The 14,219-nt window shown below is 49.5% G+C and carries 8 protein-coding genes; 5 read left to right on the top strand and 3 right to left on the bottom strand.

Features of this window, described 5'->3' with window-relative positions; translation table 11 throughout:
• On the top strand, positions 1-1,239 hold a 1,239-nt coding region (gene feoB, locus AZ66_RS19745), incomplete at its 5' end, for a ferrous iron transport protein B (RefSeq protein ID WP_044356408.1).
• Between the two features lie 17 nt (positions 1,240-1,256).
• Complete coding sequence (locus tag AZ66_RS30795) at positions 1,257-1,430, top strand: FeoB-associated Cys-rich membrane protein (protein WP_021254529.1); 174 nt, start codon at positions 1,257-1,259, stop codon at positions 1,428-1,430.
• Positions 1,431-1,605: 175 nt separating this feature from the next.
• On the opposite strand, the gene pepF is transcribed toward AZ66_RS30795, so the two are convergent.
• Both pepF and AZ66_RS19735 read right to left on the bottom strand, forming a co-directional pair.
• Positions 1,606-3,420, bottom strand: a complete 1,815-nt coding sequence (gene pepF / locus AZ66_RS19740; protein WP_044356407.1) for an oligoendopeptidase F — start codon at positions 3,418-3,420, stop codon at positions 1,606-1,608.
• 234 nt (positions 3,421-3,654) lie between these two features.
• Positions 3,655-8,334, bottom strand: a complete 4,680-nt coding sequence (locus tag AZ66_RS19735; protein WP_044356406.1) for an S-layer homology domain-containing protein — start codon at positions 8,332-8,334, stop codon at positions 3,655-3,657.
• Positions 8,335-8,725: 391 nt separating this feature from the next.
• Here AZ66_RS19735 and AZ66_RS19730 point away from each other — a divergent pair, with 391 nt between their 5' ends.
• The 3 genes from AZ66_RS19730 (at position 8,726) to AZ66_RS19720 (ending at position 13,089) form a co-directional block, all read left to right on the top strand.
• The gene (locus AZ66_RS19730) at positions 8,726-10,471 is read left to right on the top strand and encodes an ABC transporter ATP-binding protein (protein WP_044356405.1); all 1,746 of its coding nucleotides are present in this window, start codon (positions 8,726-8,728) and stop codon (positions 10,469-10,471) included.
• Entirely contained in the window at positions 10,468-12,261 is a 1,794-nt protein-coding gene (locus AZ66_RS19725) for an ABC transporter ATP-binding protein (RefSeq protein WP_044356404.1), read from the top strand. Before AZ66_RS19730 ends, AZ66_RS19725 begins: the two co-directional genes overlap by 4 nt.
• Before the next feature lie 84 nt (positions 12,262-12,345).
• Complete coding sequence (locus tag AZ66_RS19720; protein ID WP_044356403.1) at positions 12,346-13,089, top strand: YwaF family protein; 744 nt, start codon at positions 12,346-12,348, stop codon at positions 13,087-13,089.
• Between the two features lie 494 nt (positions 13,090-13,583).
• On the opposite strand, the gene AZ66_RS19715 is transcribed toward AZ66_RS19720, so the two are convergent.
• Positions 13,584-14,219: LysR substrate-binding domain-containing protein (locus AZ66_RS19715; RefSeq protein ID WP_044356402.1), on the bottom strand; the 636-nt coding region annotated here is incomplete at its 5' end.

Here is a 14,219-nt window from a genome sequence, read left to right as displayed (position 1 = left end):
GAAGCGGTTGACAGTACGAAGGAGAAATCCGTAACCTTGACGGAGCGCATCGATGCCATTGTTACAAATCGCTGGCTAGGCATTCCGATCTTTCTCGGTATTATGTTCCTCATGTTCAAGGCGACGTTCGAATGGATTGGAACGCCAACTTCGGATGCATTGGATGCCTTCTTCTCCGGACCCGTAACGGACAGCGCAGCATCCATATTGAATGCGATTGGCGTGTCACCATTTACCCATGCGCTGATCGAAGAAGGGATTATTGCGGGTGTTGGCGGCGTACTCGTATTCGTCCCGCAAATCTTTATCCTGTTCTTATTCATTTCCTTTATTGAGGATTCGGGATATATGGCTCGCGTCACCATCGTCATGGATCGGCTTATGGAAGCCGTTGGTCTGAACGGCAAGGCATTCATTCCATTTGTCATCGGCTTCGGGTGCAACGTTCCTGGCATCATGGCCGCTCGTACGATTGAGCAGCCGCGTGAACGGCTTGTCACTACTTTGCTCGTTCCACTGATGTCATGCTCTGCCCGCTTGTCCGTTTATGCCCTGTTTGCCGGTGTCTTTTTCAAGAGTCATCAAGCACTTGTCGTGCTGTCCCTCTATGTGATGGGAATTGTACTTTCCCTGTTGCTGGCCAAGCTGTTCACCAAGCGGATGATGAAGGAGGAGCAGAGCATTTTCGTTATTGAGCTGCCACCTTATCGCCTGCCACAATGGCAGACTTTGTTCCGCAGCACATGGGAGAAAGGGAAAGGATTCGTACGCAAAGCAGGTACCTTCATTCTTGGAGGCTCCGTGCTCATCTGGCTCATGACGTATGCTGGACCAGGCGGATTCGGAGTTGAGATGGACGACTCCTTCCTGGCGATGATTGGCGGCGTGCTTGCCCCATTGTTCGCTCCGCTCGGCTTCGCCACATGGCAAGCGGGTGCTTCTTTAATTACTGGGTTTCTTGCCAAGGAAGTCGTTGTGTCCACGATGAATATCATTTATCACGCACCAGACACAGCTATGCTTGAATCCCAGATCGCAGGGGCATTCACCCCGTTGTCCGCGTATGCCTTTTGTGCCTTCGTACTGCTGTATGTTCCTTGTCTTGCAACAGTGGGCATTATTAAAAAAGAAACCGCATCATGGCGCTGGACATGGTTCTCCATCGGCTATGCCCTACTTATTGCCTATGTTGTCGCACTCATCATTACGGGAGTCGGTAGACTTCTCGGATTTTCATAGAACAGGTGGTGAATCGCATGTCGTGGCCAGAAATTGGAATCGTGATGATCATATTTGCGTATGCACTGTGGATGGTTGTACGCCACGTGCGCAAGTCGAAGCAAGGAGCTTGTGCTTCATGCGCATTGAACCGCTCCTGCTCATCCGGATGCTCCACACAACCACATCCAAATGCAGCTGACGCTGACTAATTGCTAACATGAAAAGAACAGTAGCCGGGATGAACCTCGTGCTACTGTTCTTTGTTTTTTACATCTAAGTGCTTGCATGCTCCTCGCTCCATGCCCAGTCCCTAATTAGGCAGCAGACACCTCGAGCGAAGATCACTGTTACCATTCCTAACTCTCTACCACAACCAAAACTCCATTACTCGTACAAGCTTATCAATTCATCAACAAGCTCGCCTACATACGATACAGCTTCTCGGATCGTATTCGTATCGGACATATCCACACCAGCCAGCTTCATCAGCTCCAATGGAGGCAAGGAGCCGCCTGCCTTTAGCGCCGTCAGCCAACGTTCTACTGCCGGCTGTCCTTCCTCGCGGATGCGCTTGGCTGCTGCCGTCGATGCTGTTAAACCTGCTGAGTACGTATATGGATATAAGGACATGTAATAATGCGGCTGACGCATCCAAGTCAGTTCCGAACCTGGATCCATCACAACGGCATCGCCCCAGAAATCGCTCTGGACTTGCCCCTTCAACTGCGACAGCAGATCAGCGGTAAGCGGCTCTCCCTGTGAAGCAAGCTCATATACCCTGCGCTGCATCTCACCTTCGAGCAAATGCGTTACAAAATTATGATAATACGTATTCAGCAGCTGCGTAATAATCCAGCGTCTCATCCGAGGATCAGTCGACGACTGACGGAACAAGTGGTCTGCCAGCAGCATCTCGTTCATGGTGGACGGAGCCTCGATAAAATAAAGCGATGGGCGCGTATTGGATATCCGCTGATGTTTATGTGCCAGCATGAAGTGCCCCGCATGGCCCAACTCATGAGCCAGAGTGAATGCTCCTCGCATGCTTCCTGTCCATGTCATCAATATGTAGGAATGTGAATCATAAATTGATGAGCAGAATGCCCCTGTTGACTTGCCTACATTATCCGCATAGTCAATCCAACGATTTTGGATGGCATCCTGCATAATTGCTGTGTACTCCGGCCCCATGACCTGCAGCGCCTCTACTACCTGCTTCGCTGCTGTCTCGAACGAAACTTCCGGATCGTATTCAGGGTCGAATGGCGCCTTCAGATCACTAAAGCGGAGTTCCTCCAGACCGAGAACACGTTTCTTTAGCTTTGCCCATTTCCGCATGTGCGGAGCCAGCTCGGCTTGAATCGTATCTAAAATAGCGTGATACATCTGTTGTGTCACTTGTTGTTTATGCAGCAGCATATCGGTTACATGATCATATCCACGAAGCTTCGCCAGCACGACCTGCTTCTTCACTTCTGTTGCATATGAGGCTGCAACCCCGTTGCGATATGCATACAGCGTTTCGGAAAATGACCGGAATGCTTCTCTGCGCAAGTATGTATTTGGAGACTCCACATATCGATTCTCAAATAGAGCAAAAGACAGCGGATACGTCGTACCCTCCTGATCGGTAACGGGTTCAAACGCCATGTCTGAAAGCTTGATCTGATTATAAATTTTGTACGGAGCTCCTAAGACGTTGTCAAGTGCTGCGAGCGTCAATTCCGTCTCGCTGCTCAGCCGATATGGCTTCTTGCTTGCAATCTGATCCAAATAGGGCTTGAACTCCAGAAGCTTAGGCTCTTCTTCATAATATGCGGGCAATGCATCGTCGCTCATGTCACTAAATTCAGATTCGAAGAAGGATAGAGCAACGGACACTTCAGCCATCATATCCTGCGCACGGCTGTTATTTCCCTGATTCACTGGATTCGTGCTGTCTTCCGTCAACCGCAAATGTGCATAACTGCCGCATAACTGCGCACGGCTCCAAATGACATCCATTGCTTCTAGACAAGCCAGCAAAGTACCAGCACCCTCATGCAATTTGCCTGTGAAGCGGGTGACTGAACTCAAATCAGCTGTAATCGCTTGCAATTCCTCAAGCCATTTTGCTTCGGATTCGAATAAATCCTCCAATCTCCATGTTGCTTCCAGGGGAACTTCTGATCGTTTCATACGGGTTGCTTGCGTCGCCATTCGTCCATCGCTCCATTTCCCAAAAGTGGTAGTTGTGCATACTGTTATTCTACTACGATTCCTCCCTCCTTGCGAATCGAGATTGATTATAAAGGCCGCCTGTTGGAGGTTCGAATTTCCTCCATTGAATGCGCCCTCCACACCAGCTAATTTGCAACCTGCTAGCGTGAAGGGCTCCTTTTCAATTCCACATCATGAAACGGTTCGGGAAGGAATCGATCCTAACTCAATTCCCTATTCCTGACGATTGATATATGCGGATTGCTGCAGCAGTCTCTTCAGCACTACGATGCCTTCCGCGCGCGTAGCAGTTCCCTTCGGAACAAACGAGTTTGTGTTGCGTCCTTCCATAAGTCCTTTGCTCACGGCCGCAGCCACAGCATCCTTAGACCATGCGGCAATCTCATTCTGGTCCTTGAAGGATTGGAGAACTGCCTCCGTATTTACATCGGTATCCTTTACCCTAGCAATCTCAGCAGCTCGTAGAATGAGCACACTCATCTGCTCACGCGTGAGCAGCGCATTCGGGCTGAAGTGGCTGCTGTCCGTGCCTTGAATCAGTCCCTGCTCTACGGCTGCTCCTATCGCACCTGCATACCAATCCTGCGACTGGACGTCTACAAATGGCATCACATCTGCCTTCTCCTTCATGCCGAGCGCTCGCACAAGCATCGCTGTAAATTGGGCACGCGTCAACGTCGCTCCCGGAGAGAAGCGAGTGTCACTCGTTCCCTTCACTATCAGCTTGGATGCCAACAATAAAATATCTTGCTCTGCCCAGTGTCCCTGTATGTCCGTGAACATTGGCGGCTGCACTTCTGCAATGCTGTATATCCCTGTCTCCGATAGCTTGAGCAGCACTTCCAGATTTCCTTCACGGGCTTCAAATAAGGCAGGGGCGAACGCATATCTTCCTGGCTTCTCATCATAATTAATTGCCGTCATTCGATTTCGATCAGCTGCAATCGCAGGAAGCATGTATCGATATTCCGCCCGTTCCCCCTTGAGCGAAATCGCCTCCTCTTCTTCCCCTTCCTTCACGACCAATTCAATAGCGATTGCAGCCCCCAGCTTCTTCATACCATCCTGCAACAATCGTTGCTGGAGTGCAGCATCCTGTTCTTGCAACAACGTTCCGATACGAATTTGAAGCTCTCCTGACTTCTGATTATTGGCGCCTTTCAGGGCGGACTTCATCGCGTGAAGCGGCAGCTTCAGGACACCGCGCGGCGATTCGATGACAATGCTGGATTGTGGAAGCTCCTCCGCAGCTTGCACCGCGCCTACTACCGGAATGCTAACTTCCAGCACATCCTGCACGTTTGCAATTGAATATTTCAAAATAGTGTCAGACGATGAAGAAGCTTGTTTCTTCAACTGTTCGATCTCTTCCTGCATCGGAGCAAGATTTACCTTCGCTGCGGTCACTTGACGACCATCCCGATCTTGTCGATAAGCAATGGACAGCCGCTCTAGTTTGTTCGGTGATGCAGGCTGCTGCGAGACAGCTCCTGAACCGCTAGCTGGATTCGAACCTCCTGGATTCGGACCCGTGCCGCCTGAATCGGTGCGGATGATGTCAATCGTTCGACTGTTCGTCTTATATTTATCAACAAACACAGTAATCGTTACGCTGTTGCGGCCAACTGATAGCGGGATGTTGGATTTGAAGCCGCCGCTTGCGTCAATGATCGCGAGCTGGCCATTCAAATATACCTCAGCCTTCCCAGTGCCCAGCACCTCAACTTGACCCTCTACTAATATTTCGCTGTTCGATGTCTGCCGCCCTTCATCGTCTTGCCATCCGCTAAGTACAGCTGCCCGTATCGAATTACCCACGTCATATGCGTTCGCCACAAGCTGGCGCAGCGTTCGCGTCCCAGAAGGATCGACGGTTGTAATGACGAATCCCCCCTGCGGAATGACACTGTTGTTCTGCTCAGGTACAGCCCAGTTCCATTGGATCGCTTGTTTACGATTGACTACATTCGTCACTTTACCGTCGGCGTCCACAACAACCTCGACCCCGAATTGATTCGTGCCCGTTGAATAGCCGAACGCGTCAGTCAGTACATTCACATTGCCCTCGACTCGGTTCACATTGTAATAGTGCCCTTCTAAGAATGAATCCGGGCTGCCTGGCAAGCTAATTCCAAGCTGATAATCTTTCACATATTCCTCATCCCGGAGGGCCGCCGAAGCAATAGGCCAGTTGATCTGGGAGGCATCGAACAACATCAAGCCATTCGTGGTAGCCAATCCTGCCTGAAATACCTCCCGCTGTACAGACGGAGTCTGCACATTGACAAGGGATATCCCCGCATATAGCGGAATCTCTCCATTGGTCACGATATTGCCAAGCGTAATGTATTTCTTCACTTCCTTGCTGGTCGTCTGATAGGCGCCGATCATTAAGAAGTCTAAGTATTCAATATAGCCCGTATCATAATATTCCGGCGTATAGACGGATTGATCAGGCAGCCCTAAGCGTTCATCATAGCGGAAATTACGGCTTCCCCAATTGACACCGTTCAAATAATACGTTTCATACCAAGAACCTACATAGGAGGACACTTGGATCGTCCGACCTGACGAGGCTTCATAGGAATCGACAAGCGACTTCACTTCAGCGAAGAAGCTCTTGATCGTCCCGGAACGGAATTCCCACCAGTCTTGAATTAACGGCCCGTATACCCTAACGTTCTGCTCATATCGATAAATATCGGCTGGCCAATTCTTCAACTGCTTGCCCCTTGCCTGCAAGAACTGCTCGAATTTGATCCGAGTGACGTCACTGAAATCAGCCGTTTCGTTATCATATCTCCCCCGATCGTGGACGACTCCATCGACATCGTAGTTTTTGATAACCTCTTCGAACGTTTTTAATTGATACGCTCTTACCTCATCGTCCGAAGGATTAACGAATGCAACGAGCCCTTTTTTTGCGCTTTCCCGAAGACGTTTGATCTCCCCGTTGTTTTCTGAAACGTATATACGCTCCTCCCAATTCAAGTGCTGATCGAGCACCGCGTATTCGTTATGGGCGATCGAACCTTCTGCGAATACATTTAGAGATGCATGCACCTTTAATCCGAGCGCATGGCCATGCGTAATAAATTCCTGCAGCAGGTCGAGATTCGGATTCGAGCCTGCCTTCTCCGGCGCTTGTATCTCGCTGACATACGGTCTTCCGGTCAGATCGTTCTTCTTATAGGATACGAACCCCTCTACCCCTTTCACATCGAAGACGACCGTCGTTACGCCTAAGTCCTTCGCCTTATTCAGGAAGGCCAGTACTTGCTCGCTGGATTGGAACTTCCGAGCATTCGCTGCCTGATCGACCCATAGAATGATGTCCTTCTCAGGTGCAAATCCCGGTCTGCTGAACACGACCATATTTCGCTTATCCTGTTCCTTTCCGTTTTTCATAACCACAATATCGACATAGTTCGTACCCCTGCTCAGCGTAACGGGAACTGAGAAGGTACCATCCGCAGCGAAAGTCTCCTGCTTCCCATGGATCAATAATGCCGTCGACTCCGGATGATCGATATTCGCAATCCGCCCAGTAACCACCGTCTGGTTGTCTGTTACGGTATACATCAGCTCATTGTCCAGCATCAGTCTTGCAATCGCTCCATTGCCGTTTCTCACATCCTTGACAGAGACTACCTCTCCGTTTTTGCGAAGCTTGATCTGATCCCCCGCCTTGAAATGAACCGCTAGATACCGTTTGATGAAGTTCGTGGCATAGCTGTCGTCCTGTGCCATTAATATATATCCGCCATCTGGGATTTCCAGAGTAGTTGGCCCCGTCCAGACAGGAGGCTTGCCATTAACAGAAGGATTGATGACACGAAGCACACGATTATATTCGTCTACTTGAACAGCAACATTGTATTGAGAAACGACAAGCGAGGAGCCATAATCACGTGTAAATAAGGCAACTACATTTCCGTGTGCGGCGATGTCTTCGTCTACAGCGTCAATTTTATGCCGAGGCCCTTGAATTTCGATCGTGACATCGATTGGAGCAGCCTCAACCTCGATATAGTCTGAGCCCTGCCCGGAGCGTTCATAAGTTGCGGTGATGTTGGACACTGCCAGCTCTGTATCGCCTTGCAATAAGCGCACCGTGATAAGGTTAGCACCTAAGGTCAGATACACTTGCTGCAGAAAGCTACCGTTCGCGGTAATACTCGCCTGTTTCCCACCGATGACCACCTGGATATTCTGGTTCTCTCGATAATTCGCAACATAGCCTTTGACCTCAATCATGGGTACCGTTACTGTTGAATCCGAAGGGGTAATGAGATGCAGTTCAGGCTTCATTTCAGACTCAGGCTTCTGATTGCGGAAATCAGCTGCCGTCACTTCCTTTCCGCCTCTCATTAATCGAATGTAATCTCCGACGCCGTAATGATGGAATAGTGGTTTCTGATGAATCGAAGAGTCCCAAGTGGTTCCACCAGAGAGTACGATATAGCCCTCCTCTGGAATTGCAATACTTATGTCGTCATCCCATGACACCGGAGGATCAGCATCAGGGCCATATACAGCTTCTACAACACTGTGACGATTGACCACGAGGGCCACATCATATTTTTTGACGAACACTTCATTGCCGTACACCGTATTCGTCACACCGGCTCTACTCGTATATAAGGCCAAGTAATCGGTTTTGTTCGCTAATGAATCCCCGGGGGAATTAATATCGCTAATTACAAGCGACTGCGTTGCATCCTGCGAGACGATGGTGACAGGGTCAGCGTCACCCGATGGAAAAAGCAGTTGTTCGATTGGGGGCAGACCCGCCTCTGCCTGCGCATAATTAGGAACGGCCGGCAGCAGCGTGGAGAAAAGGAGAATGGCGACAAGCCAGATGGACAATGGTCTCAGCAAGATGTATCTCATTGCGATTACCACCTTTCAGGAGAACAATTTAGGAGCTATGCGCTGATACACGCTTATCAATCAAGTGTGTGTGTTCATCCCCCCTTTGACCTTCTCGTTACAGTAATGATTGCCTCCACATTGTAGTAGTAAAACGCTTACATCATAAGCGGTTTCGCATTACCTTTTCTGGTAAAATCATGTTCATTTTTGTAGTCTTCCTATGTTTGAATCCTTCTACACGATTCGAATTCCGAACGCCCCTACGGGATAGTCAGAGAATAAACTTCTTAATTCATTTTTTATCTTGCAGCTGCCATTATTTAGTGTATGATAGAAATTATTTCATTCGACGCTTCTTCCTTCGCATGACGTAGAAGCCTCATGTCGTTCACAGATTGGAGGACATCTTATGTCCCAGAACACATCCTTATCAATGACTTGGCTGTTTCGGTATTTATATCCGGTAAAGGGCCGGCTGCTGCTGCTGCTGCTTATGCTGCTCGTGTCCACTGCATGTCAGCTCATTAATCCTCAGCTTGTGCAGCAATTCATCGATACAGCCGCAGCTCAAGGTGCAATATCCACCCTGCTCACACTTGCAGGCGTTTATCTGCTCATTGCTGTTTTCACCCAGTTTATTACGGTTGCGATAAGCTATATTGGCAATGATATCTCATGGCGTGCAACCAATACATTGCGGGGAGATCTCTTGCGGCATTGCCTCGGATTGGATATGCATTTCCATAACCGCAAGACGCCTGGCGAGATGATCGAGCGAATAGACGGCGATGTAACCGGCATGTCCAACTTCTTCGCCATGTTCATTGCACAAGTCATCGGCAGCTTCATCCTGCTCATCGGTATTCTTGGCTACATGTTCACCGTTAATTGGCCGATTGCAGCTGTCATGACTGTATTTACGCTTCTCTCCATCGGCTCTATGGTCTTTATTCGCAACATGGGCGTGAATAGCTCCAAGGACGAACGTTCTGCAAGCGCCGCCTTATTCGGCTTGATTGAGGAACGAATCGCGGGTATCGAGGATGTGCAAGCGAATGGGGCTGTGCCCTATGTCATGAATCGATTCCATGGTGCGATGCGGAAGGTGTTCTTATCCGGCCGCAAAGCTTGGATGCTGCGGGTTATTCCATGGAACAGCACGGTCGTACTCTTTTCGATCGCAGTGACGGTGGTACTGTTATTAGGCGTCCATTACTATTTGATCGGTCAAATATCGCTCGGAACGCTGTTTCTCATTTTCCAATATACGCAAATGTTAAATACGCCTATTGAGCAATTGGGGGATCAAATTCAGGAATTCCAAAAGGCCAAATCCGGCATGCTTCGCGCTCGCGAACTCTTCTCCCTTCGCAGTGAGATTGAAGATGGAACGAAGACGCAGCTGCCAGATGGAGCACTCGGTCTGGAGTTCAAGCAGGTTACCTTCGGTTATAACGAAGATAGAGTCGTGCTTCACGACATCACTTTCGACGTTCAGCCAGGCCAGCGACTGGGCATCATTGGCCGTACGGGAAGCGGCAAGTCCAGCATTAGCCGTCTGCTGCTTCGTCTATACAACATCAACAGCGGAACCATTCGAATCGGAGGCGAGGATATTCGCAGCTTGAAGCTGGAGACGCTGTACCGCCGCGTAGGAATGGTGACGCAAGACGTGCAGCTCTTTGACGGAACGCTGCGCGACAATCTAACCTTATTCGATCCGAATGTATCGGACGAGAGCATCTTGGAGACAACCGCGAGGCTCGGGCTTCGGCAATGGATCGATGGACTGTCTAATGGACTCGATACCCGTTTGTCCTCGGGTGGAACATCGCTATCCGCAGGTGAAGCTCAATTGTTCGCCTTGACCCGTGTATTTCTGACGAATCCAAGTATTATTGTGCTTGATGAGCCTTCATCACGACTGGATGCTGCAACAGAAGCAATGCTGCAAGTCGCAGTCGATCAGCTGATGGAACAGTGTACGGGCATTGTCATCGCCCATCGCTTGGCAACGCTCGAACAGGTCGATACGATCATGGTGTTACAGCATGGACGAATTGTCGAGTTCGGCTCACGCGAGGAGCTTGCGAACACCCCATCCTCGCATTATGCGAGACTGCTTCGAACGGGAATGGAGGAGGAATTGGCATGACCGTAACGCGTTTTATCACCCGATTGTTCCAGTTCCAACCGATGCTCTTTCTTGTAAACGGAATCATGTGGGGCATGTTTCACGCAATCCCCCTGCTCATCGGTCTCGGCATGCAGTGGTTTTTTGATCGCGCAACTACCCAATCTCATGACTATATGTGGCTTGCGGTTCCGTTAATTGTTATCGCACTTGTACGTATGCTGCGGGTTGGAGTATTTTTTGCAGCATTCTACCAGTGGGTCACTTATATCTACCATATCCAAGCAGTACTGCGCACCAACATGCTGGCAGGCATTATGCGCTGGCCGGGACGCCATCTTCCGGCTTCCCCCGGAGATGCTGCCAGCCGCTTCCGCGACGATGTGAATGAAGTCGTGGATTACGTGGAATCATGGGTCGACTTCTGGGGGCGATTGGCCTTCACCATCGTATCCATCATCATTATGGCCAATATCAATTGGCAAATTACCGTAGTTGCAATTCTGCCGCTGCTTGCTGTTACCGTGCTGAACAACCTATCGGGCAATCGCGCACAGCGCTATAGCCAGCAGAATCGAGAAGCAACATCGAAGATTACAGGCTTCATCGCAGAGATATTCGGAGCAGTTCAGGCGCTGAAGCTTGGGCAGGCTAAACGCCATGTGCACCAGCGCTTCGTCGGGCTGAATGAGAATCGTCGTCAAGCTGCCCTTAAGGATACGCTGTTCACGCAATGGATGAAGTCCTTGAATCAGCATGTGCTTACCATCAGCACGGGCGGAATTCTGTTGATGTGCGCAACAGAAATGCAGGCAGGGCGGTTCTCTGTAGGAGACTTCGCTCTATTTACCTCCTACTTGACGAACTTCGCCTTCAGCATATCCTTGTTCGGCTATATGGTCTTTCAACATAAGCGCCTGCAAGTATCCCTCGATCGAATGCGCATCTTATTCCAGCCGGGAGAAGAAGATCGAGTCGTGGAACACAGCGAAATTTATCTGAATGAAGATCCTCCGGCTCCACCTGTTCGCACCCTTCCTGATTCAGAACAGCTGCAATCCTTGGAGGTCGATCAGGTATCATTCACTTATCCGGATTCTAAACAAGGCATTCACGATATTCAATTTCGCTTGAATCGAGGCGAGTTCCTTGTCATTACCGGCAGGATCGGCTCGGGGAAATCCACGCTGATGCGTACATTGCTTGGTCTGCTGAAAAAATCAGAAGGAATGATACGCTGGAACGGGAAGGAGATTGATCCTGCATCATTTCTCACCCCGCCCAAAGCTGCCTACACGCCGCAGGTACCTCGCTTATTCAGCGACCCGCTTCGGGAAAATATCATCATGGGCAGTCATGATCGAGAGAAAGATGCATTGGAGCACGCCATTCGTCTAGCAGTCATGGAGCGGGATATTGAACAGCTTGAAAATGGTCTTGATACGTATGTAGGGCCTCGCGGGGTCATGCTCTCCGGCGGACAAATTCAGCGGGCGGCAACGGCAAGAATGATGATGACACAATCTGATTTGTATTTGTTCGACGATCTGTCCAGCGCCCTTGATGTGGAGACCGAGCAGCTGCTCTGGGAACGATTATTCACTGAGCGTGATGTCACCTGCATTGCCGTGTCGCACCGCCGCGCTGCCTTAAGCAGGGCTGATCATATTATCGTAATGAAGGATGGCCGTATCGAGGCAGAAGGGACACTGCATGAGTTGCTCGCAACATGTGCAGAGATGCAGCTGCTCTGGCAAGGCGAGCAGTCCTCTACGGAGGAAGTACCGAAGGAGGAACTGATCAGTTCCTAGTGGATTGCCCTACTCACAACTCATGCTTGATCAGCATAAAGAAATTTAGCAAGAATCCCATGTGAAAAGGAGGATGGCATCTCCATGTCTTGGTTCTCTCCACAGGTAACCGACACGTTCAAGGCATTCTCATCTGCACATATGGGGGTACTGTTTCTGTTTATCGTGACAGTGCTCCTCTTATATCGATGGCGTCATTGGTTTCGACAGGAGAAACCTAACCGATATGGCAGATGCATCCTAATAAGTTTGCTCGTTCTATCTGAAGTAAGCTTGAATATATGGTATGTGGCAACAGGGATATTCCGTGCGGCGGATACACTCCCGTTCGAGCTATGCAGCATCTCCTTATACATGTGTGTGCTCATGCTCCTGTTCCGAAGCAAGAAGATATTCCATATTGTTTATTTTACTGGTATCGGGGGAGCGCTCCAGGCACTGCTAACGCCAGCTCTAGACTATCCGTTCCCCCATTTCCGATTCGTCCAGTTCTTCATTGCCCATATCGCAATCATCCTCGCGGTACTGTATATGGTCTGGGTAGAAAATGTGAGGCCAACGTGGAAATCAATCGGTTATGCAATGCTGTTCCTTAACGTTCTGCTCGTTGTAGTTGGAGGTATCAACTATTTAACTGGCGGCAACTACATGTTCTTGGCTCACAAGCCGGAGACTGCTTCCTTATTGGATGTGCTGGGGCCTTACCCGTGGTATCTTCTATCACTCGAGGGCGTTGCACTAGGAATGTTCATTGTCTTGTATCTTCCGTTTCTTATCGCGGGACGACTGCGTACAAGCAGCGGTACCGATATAGATCTGCGAGGCTAATTCTCAGTGCCGATTGAAGCAGCAGCCGTTGCGAAATGATCATGCATATTAAAAAAAAGGATTGTGCCTTCGCACAATCCTTTCTCTTATTTTCATCGTAATCATCATAATTCATCGCAATCACAGATTACAATTTATTCCTCTAGATTGTATAATAGAAATGTACAACACACCTTGAGTGGTTGGCTCCCTCCGGAAAGGAGGTGAGTCTATGAACTTCTCCTTCTCCGATGTTATCATGTTCGCTACGTTTCTCGTCGCGCTCTTGACTTACATTGATAGAAAAAAGAAGTAACCACTCATGGTTAGCCGCCGTGGGTTACTTCTCTATAGCTTATGAAATTTATGGAGGGGAAAATCCACTCAAGATGTTTGTACTGGGAACGGATGGCAGTCCGTTCCTTATTTATTGTATCGCTCTTATTACATATTATACCTGATTGCCGCCACTAATCAATTGAAATAAACTACTAATTTCAAGTTTCCAGCTACTCTTATACAGGCATATGCTCCTGCATTCGGCGCTTCTCGCGTACTTCCTCCATCGTCTCCATAAAGCGGCGTTCCGCTTCCCCCATATACGTATCACTACGGCGAATATAGACAACGGATACCATATTGAACGGTTTCGGTATGGCGAACACTTGCAGCTCGCCCTCCTTCTCTAGACGTCTTACTGCGGCCCGAGGGACAACCGTTATGCCGAGTCCAGCTACAACCGTTCCGATAATTGTCTCGAGTGTCCCGAATTCCATCACCTTCGTTGGTGAGATTCCCTCGAGCTGCATCCACTGCTCCAGCTTCGCTCGATATCCGCAGCCTTTGCGGAAGACAAGCAGCGGGCGGTGCAGCAATTCCCGCACATTGAATAACGGCTGCTTCCCATCTACGACACATTTGCCGCATACGAGCACCAATTCCTCATCGAACACTGGGTACTGTTCTACGTTCGATACCGTTACCGGGCCGGATACGAATGCCCCATCCAGCTTGTATTCCAGCACTTCTTCCGTAAGCTTGTCCGTTACCCCCGCCATAAGCGACAGGTCAACCTTCGAATATTTCTGATAGAACAGACTTAATATATCAGGCAGCCCCACGACCGTCTCTACTGAACCGATCAGTAGGTT

The organism is Paenibacillus sp. E194 (assembly GCF_000935845.1).
Lineage (GTDB): Bacteria > Bacillota > Bacilli > Paenibacillales > Paenibacillaceae > Paenibacillus_B > Paenibacillus_B alvei_B.
This window is presented reverse-complemented; position numbering and strand designations above follow the sequence as displayed.

Bases quoted from the DNA above. Each gene is read 5' to 3' on its own strand.
- pepF (WP_044356407.1), bottom strand. From the start codon at position 3,420: ATGGCGACGCAAGCAACCCGTATGAAACGATCAGAAGTTCCCCTGGAA.
- AZ66_RS30795 (WP_021254529.1), top strand. From the start codon at position 1,257: ATGTCGTGGCCAGAAATTGGAATCGTGATGATCATATTTGCGTATGCA.
- AZ66_RS19725 (WP_044356404.1), top strand. From the start codon at position 10,468: ATGACCGTAACGCGTTTTATCACCCGATTGTTCCAGTTCCAACCGATG.
- AZ66_RS19720 (WP_044356403.1), top strand. From the start codon at position 12,346: ATGTCTTGGTTCTCTCCACAGGTAACCGACACGTTCAAGGCATTCTCA.
- AZ66_RS19730 (WP_044356405.1), top strand. From the start codon at position 8,726: ATGTCCCAGAACACATCCTTATCAATGACTTGGCTGTTTCGGTATTTA.
- AZ66_RS19735 (WP_044356406.1), bottom strand. From the start codon at position 8,334: ATGAGATACATCTTGCTGAGACCATTGTCCATCTGGCTTGTCGCCATT.